We start from the raw sequence: 5,656 nt of genomic DNA, 5'->3' as shown, positions 1-5,656 counted from the left end.
GGAGAGGGTGCTTTGAGGATTTCAATCGAGATCCCCGGCGCCCCCTCTCCCCAACTCCTCTCCCACAAGGGGAGAGGGGCTTTGAAGCCCTGCGGTGCCGGGCTTGAAAGCTCAGCCATGCATGGAGGCTGCGGTGTTGATGTTGCAGTCCCCCTCTCCCCTTGTGGGAGAGGGTGCCCACCGGGCGGGAGAGGGTGCTTTGAGGATTTCAATCGAGATCCCCGGCGCCCCCTCTCCCCAACCCCTCTGCCACGAGGGAAGAGGGGCTTTGAAGCTCAGCGGTGGGGGGCTTGAAAGCACAGCCGTGCATGGACGCTGCAGCGCTTGTTCGTACTACTCACATTCGAGATCAGCCAGCCCCATGTCCCAACCACCTGCCACCCTCGCCCCACCCCGCTCACGACGCTTGCAGATCCTGCTGCGTGTGCTGGCCGCAATCCTTGGCGGTTATGTCTTCGCCTGGGGCACGGTGGCGCTTGCCACCAGCTTGCTGTTTGCTGCCCGGCTCGATTTCCATGATGCCGAGTTTCTTGGCGCTTTCATCGGCCTGATCGCCTACGTGCTGGTGTTCCTGTGGAGCATCGCTACCCAGCGCGTGCTACGGGTGGGCCTGGTCCTGCTTGGCCTCGGGCTGCTGATGGCTGCCGCCGCCTCGTTCGTTCAATCCCTGCTGACCTGACCGGAGATCCCATGTTCAACAGTTTCCGGCAAGCAATGGCATGGCTGCACACCTGGTTCGGGTTGGTGCTTGGCTTCGTGCTGATGGCAGCCTTCTTCTTTGGCGCGCTATCCGTGTTCGATCGCGAGATCGACCGCTGGGCCATCCCGGCAACGCGGATCGAGGCGCAACCAATGCCTTCGTTCGAGAACGTGCTGCGGCCGGCCTTCGAACGCATGCAACCCTTGCAAGCGGACATCGATGCAATGCGCGCGCGCGTCAATGGGCCGATGCCGACGCACTTCGACCAGGTGGCCAGCTGGAGCGCCTACACCACCCACCGCGATCCGGTACTGGCGCTGTATGCAGGCTACAAGGTGCCCAATGCCAAGGATCCCGAAGAGCTGATCTGGGCCTATGCCACCATCGACCCGCGCGATGGCAGCGAGCTGCCGGATGACCGCCTGAAGATAGGCAGCGGCTTCTTTTTCCCGCTGCATTACGGACTGACCCTGGACTGGAAGAACCTGGGCATCTGGATCGTCGGCTTCTCCGCCCTGGTAATGCTGGCTGCATTGATCAGCGGGGTGGTGATGCACCGCAAGCTGTTCCGCGAGTTCTTCACCTTCCGCCCCGGCAAGGCCCGGCTGCGCAGCGTACTGGACCTGCATAACCTCACCGGCGTGGTCGCCCTGCCCTTCCATTTCTTCTTCGCCCTGACCGGCTTGTTGATCTTCGCCGGCACGTATTACTTCCCGGTCGGCCACACCCAATTGCACGACCTGCATGACCTGCACGAGCGCATGGAAGCGCAGGAAACCGGCCTGCCCCACCAGCGTGCTGGGGTACCGGCAGAACTGGCGTCGGTCGATGCGATGGTCGCGCAGGCGCGCCATCGCTGGGAAGCCAATGACAAGGCGGGCGACGTGGGCTTCCTGGTGGTGCAGCATGTCGGCGACAGCAACGGCTACGTCAGCGTCTACCGTGCCGGCACCGACCGCATCGCACTGGTGGGTGATGGCATCCATTTCAAAGGCAGCAGCGGTGCCTTGATCCGCGAAGATCCTGCGGCCACGCCTGTGGCGCGCGTGAGCGAGTTCCTCACCGGCTTGCACCTGCAGCATTTCCGCCATTGGCTGCTGCGCTGGCTCTACGTGCTTGGCGGCCTGACTGGCGCGGTATGCATTGCCACAGGCTTTATCTTTTTCGTTGAAAAGCGCAAGCGTCAACATGCCCTGCAGGGCAGCCAGGGGGCGCGCATCGTCGATGCGCTGGCGGTCACCACGGTCACCGGCATGGTGCTGGCCACGCTTGGCATCCTGATTGCCAACCGCTTGTTGCCGGAAGCTTTGCCCGGCCGCGGCGATTGGGAGCGCTATGCATTCTGGGCTGTTTGGGCAGTGGCGCTGGTACATGCGGGCCTGCGCGGCGCACCGGTCGCGCGCGGCCTGGCCAATCCGGCATGGCGTGAACAGGCGTGGGCCATCGCCGTGCTGGCCGTCGCTGCGGTGCTGTTGAACTGGATCACCACCGGCGACCATCTGCTGCGCACGCTGGCGCGCGGCTATTGGCCAGTGGCAGGTGTCGATCTGTTCCTGTTGGCAAGCGCTCTTGTCGCCGCGCTTGCCGCACGCCGCATCGGGGCACGTGCGCGCGTACAGCAGCGGCAAACCTCGCAAGCGGAGCCCGCCCATGTCTGATCAGCTGGCTGCAAACCTGCTGCTTCTGGCCGCACTGTGCGCCTGCGTGGCGGGCATGGTGTGGTTGGCATTGTCAATGGAAGTGCATGCCTTGCAGGTCTGGGAACACCGTCCTTCATCGGTCTCACTGCGCTTGCTGCGCATGGCTGGCAGCATCAGCATCGCCTTCGCGTTGCTGTTGTGCCTGATGGTGGACCACGCGACGATGGCGGTGCTGGTGTGGGTGATGGGCTTGAGCGGCGCAGCGCTGCTGGTTGCCTTTACCTTGTCATCGCGACCACGTCGCCTGCGCCTGTTCACGCCGTGGCTCAGCCGGCGCAGCTAACGCCGTCGCGCTGGACAATCCAAACCATCACAGGTTGGCGCCTGCTATTGGCCTTGCATGTCCCTGCGGTGCGTGTCGGCTTCGGCATGCAGCCATTGCCGAAACGCCAGGAAGCCTTTATGTGCTTTCGAGCGTTCCGGATACACCAGCCAATGCGACCACGGCGTCTTCAGGCGTTGGTCGGACAGCAGCAACAGCTGCCCGGATTGCAGCAGCAGGTGCGCCCGGGTTACCCGTCCCAGTGCAACCCCAACCCCATCCAGCGCGGCGCGGTGGTGTGATTCGGAGTCATCAAGGATGGCGATGTAACGCCGGGGCGGCTTGGTACCCGTCAGTGCAAACCAGCGATCCCACTCACCATCCGGGTCACCCAACAGCGGCCACTCGGTCAAGGGCAGTGCCCCGATCCCGCCCATGCGCTCCACCAACGCCGGGCTGGCCATCGGCACCAACCATTCATCGATGAGCGGCTCACTGACCAGGCCAGACCAGTTGCCATCCCCAACCCGCAATGCCGCATCGAACTGCAATTGTCGCTCGAAATCGACGAGCAACTGGCTGGACTGCAGGTTGATCTCAATCTGTGGATATTCGGCGACGAAGCGGCCAAGGCGTGGCACCAGCCATGCTGACGCCATGGTTGGTACGGCACTTACCGTCAGCACGCAGTCACGCCGTGCCTGGAATGGCCGGAACGCGTCGTTGATCGCATCCAGGTGGGGGCCAATCTGTTCCAGCAAACGCCGTCCTTCGATGGTCGGGGCTACCCCGCGTGCGTGCCGGGTCAATAGCGGATACCCCAGGCGCTCCTCCAACTGCCGCATCTGATGGCTCAGGGCGCTGACAGTTACATTCATTGACGCGGCGGCACGCGACAGGTTGCCAAGGCGTGCGGCGGAGACGAAAGCCTGCAGGAACTGAAGCGGCGGCCTGGACATGAGCCTTTAGTTTCTCTCAAGTAGCGGTTGAGGGATGTTCGCTTTTTTAGGCTCAAGCTTGGACTTAACGTTAGCGCTCCTCAAGTGGGAGCATGGAAATGAGCGTTTTCAATGACCTGTTATTCCTCCACGGCTATGTGGCGAATGCGGAGTTGGCGCAGTCGCTGGTAGCGCGCCCGCTCACCGACTGCGAGGACCAGAAACACTGCACGGATGCCACGCTGGTGTCGAAACCAGTGCCGTCGTGCGGCGCACGGGAATCGATGTGCCCTGCCCCTTCGTCCTGCGTCGCGCGCTAGAGCGCGGCACTACCTTGGGTTGCACCTGCGCGCTACGCTTCAGCCCTTCTGTTCGGGGCTGCAGGTGATGGTGATATCCCGTGTGTTGATCGTGCTTGTCGTGCTTGTCGGAGCGGGCGGCGCGCCCGCGCAAGACGAAGTCGCGCCCGAACCGGCTGTCACCCATGGTGGCCATTGGCATGCAGACAGTCGACAGGGCAGCTTTCGCGTGGTGGCCGAAAGCGTCGGCTTTGAACACGTTTCCTGCCGGATGTGGATCGAATGGCTGCCCGCTGCGGCAGATGGCGAGTCGTCGAATGCATCCGTTCCGCGGGTACTGCTGGAAGAACTCTCCGATGGTTTCTGGACCTGCGGCAATGTGCAGCTGACCGGCAGCATGCTGCGCATCGACAGCCACCATGTCTATTCGCTGGAGCCCCGGCGATTCACGGTAGTGCTGGGAGCGCCGGGCAGCTACCGCTTGCAGGCCGCGGCCCCGCTGTAGCGGCAGGGCGACACCCGGTTGCGCGCGGGGCGCTGGGGACAGCTGCCGGGCATTGCTCGGCATTGCCGTGATATCTGCGGCCCGCGCGGCTTATGCCGCTTTACAGGTCTTCTTCGGCAGCGGCTTCGCGGCCTTGCTGGCGGATCAGCGCTTCCTCACGGGCGTCGTTGATCGCCTCGCGCACGCTGTCCAGGTCGACCGCGCGTTCATCCGGCGTGTACTGCCCTGTCAACACGGTATCGGGCAACAGTTCACCGGCCTGGAAGAGTTCCCACATCTCCTCGCCGTACCAGGTATCCAGCAAGGCAGGCGCACTGCGCCCGAGATAGGCGGTGAGATTGTTGACGTCACGCAGCAGCATCGAGCGCGCGGCATTGTTGCCACCGGCACTGACCACCTGCGGGAAATCGATCACCACCGGACCGTCCGGCCCCACCAGTACGTTGTAGGGCGACAGATCGCCGTGGATAAGGCCGTTGCACAGCATCAACTGGACCTGCTGCACCAGCACTGCATGGAACTGCTTGGCCTGATCAGCTTCCAGCTCCACCTCGCCCAAGCGCGAAGCGCTGTAGCCATCGGCATCGGTGACCAGTTCCATCACCAGTACGCCGTGGAAATAACCGTGTGGTTCAGGCACGCGGACGCCAGCTTCGCGCAGTTGGTAAAGCGCATCGACCTCGGTGTTCTTCCAGGCCACTTCCTGCTGCTTGCGGCCATACTTGCTGGCCTTGCCGATCGCACGTGCCTCGCGACTACCACGCACCTTGCGGCCTTCCTGGTATTGCACGCGCTGCTGGAAACTGCGCTGTGCCATGTCCTTGTAGACCTTGGCGCAACGCACGTCGTCGCCACTGCGCACGACATAGACGGCAGCTTCCTTGCCGCTTTTCAGTGGGCGCAATACTTCATCGATGACGCCATCTTCGATCAGGACCTGGAGTTGCGGCGGTGTTTTCACAATGTCTCGGTGGCTGCGGGTGGCGGTTCGATCTGTATCGAACGTGGGCCGTCCGGGCGGGAACAGGCTGGCTATTGTTGCCGATGGTACGGAAACCGGCCAGCCATGGAAGCAGGACGGGGTTCAGCCTGGTTAATTGCAATGGCATATATGCGAACGGCCAGGCGTTGTGGCTGGCCGTTGGTCGGGGTTGTTGGCTGAGGTGCGGCAGGCTTCGCCTGCCCCCCTCTCCCCAACCCCTCTCCCGCAAGGGGAGAGGGGCTAAAGCAGCTTCGAGCGCTGCCTCAACCT

6 protein-coding genes are annotated in these 5,656 nt (G+C 63.2%); 4 read left to right on the top strand and 2 right to left on the bottom strand.

Translation table 11 applies throughout. From position 1 onward, the window contains the following. The first annotated feature begins 361 nt into the window (after positions 1-361). From RT460_RS13340 to RT460_RS13330, 3 genes are read left to right on the top strand one after another with little or no spacing between them, the layout of a single operon-like run. Complete coding sequence (locus tag RT460_RS13340; RefSeq protein WP_313317246.1) at positions 362-679, top strand: iron uptake protein; 318 nt, start codon at positions 362-364, stop codon at positions 677-679. Positions 680-690: 11 nt separating this feature from the next. Then, positions 691-2,358: a PepSY-associated TM helix domain-containing protein gene (locus RT460_RS13335; RefSeq protein ID WP_313317244.1), complete on the top strand. Its 1,668-nt coding sequence runs from the start codon at positions 691-693 to the stop codon at positions 2,356-2,358. Further along, a complete protein-coding gene (locus RT460_RS13330; RefSeq protein WP_313317243.1) occupies positions 2,351-2,683 on the top strand; it encodes a DUF3325 domain-containing protein in 333 nt (110 codons plus the stop codon). Before RT460_RS13335 ends, RT460_RS13330 begins: the two co-directional genes overlap by 8 nt. 44 nt (positions 2,684-2,727) lie before the next feature. Here the strand turns inward: RT460_RS13330 and RT460_RS13325 are convergent, their stop codons facing one another. Next, positions 2,728-3,621 (bottom strand): LysR substrate-binding domain-containing protein, encoded by an 894-nt coding sequence (locus RT460_RS13325; RefSeq protein WP_313317242.1) that lies wholly within the window; start codon positions 3,619-3,621, stop codon positions 2,728-2,730. Between the two features lie 366 nt (positions 3,622-3,987). Here RT460_RS13325 and RT460_RS13320 point away from each other — a divergent pair, with 366 nt between their 5' ends. Continuing rightward, a complete protein-coding gene (locus RT460_RS13320) occupies positions 3,988-4,404 on the top strand; it encodes a hypothetical protein (RefSeq protein ID WP_313317240.1) in 417 nt (138 codons plus the stop codon). A gap of 100 nt (positions 4,405-4,504) precedes the next feature. Here RT460_RS13320 and RT460_RS13315 read toward each other — a convergent pair whose 3' ends face one another. Then, the gene (locus tag RT460_RS13315; RefSeq protein ID WP_313317238.1) at positions 4,505-5,365 is read right to left on the bottom strand and encodes a PA4780 family RIO1-like protein kinase; all 861 of its coding nucleotides are present in this window, start codon (positions 5,363-5,365) and stop codon (positions 4,505-4,507) included. Positions 5,366-5,656 lie beyond the last annotated feature (291 nt).

Source organism: Stenotrophomonas sp. (genome assembly GCF_032061965.1).
GTDB lineage: Bacteria > Pseudomonadota > Gammaproteobacteria > Xanthomonadales > Xanthomonadaceae > Stenotrophomonas.
The sequence above is the reverse complement of the archived record's forward strand: the minus strand, read 5'-3'. Positions and strand labels throughout refer to the sequence as shown.

Coding starts and splice junctions, on each gene's coding strand:
- RT460_RS13340 (WP_313317246.1), top strand. CDS start 362: ATGTCCCAACCACCTGCCACCCTCGCCCCACCCCGCTCACGACGCTTG.
- RT460_RS13335 (WP_313317244.1), top strand. CDS start 691: ATGTTCAACAGTTTCCGGCAAGCAATGGCATGGCTGCACACCTGGTTC.
- RT460_RS13330 (WP_313317243.1), top strand. CDS start 2,351: ATGTCTGATCAGCTGGCTGCAAACCTGCTGCTTCTGGCCGCACTGTGC.
- RT460_RS13325 (WP_313317242.1), bottom strand. CDS start 3,621: ATGTCCAGGCCGCCGCTTCAGTTCCTGCAGGCTTTCGTCTCCGCCGCA.
- RT460_RS13320 (WP_313317240.1), top strand. CDS start 3,988: ATGGTGATATCCCGTGTGTTGATCGTGCTTGTCGTGCTTGTCGGAGCG.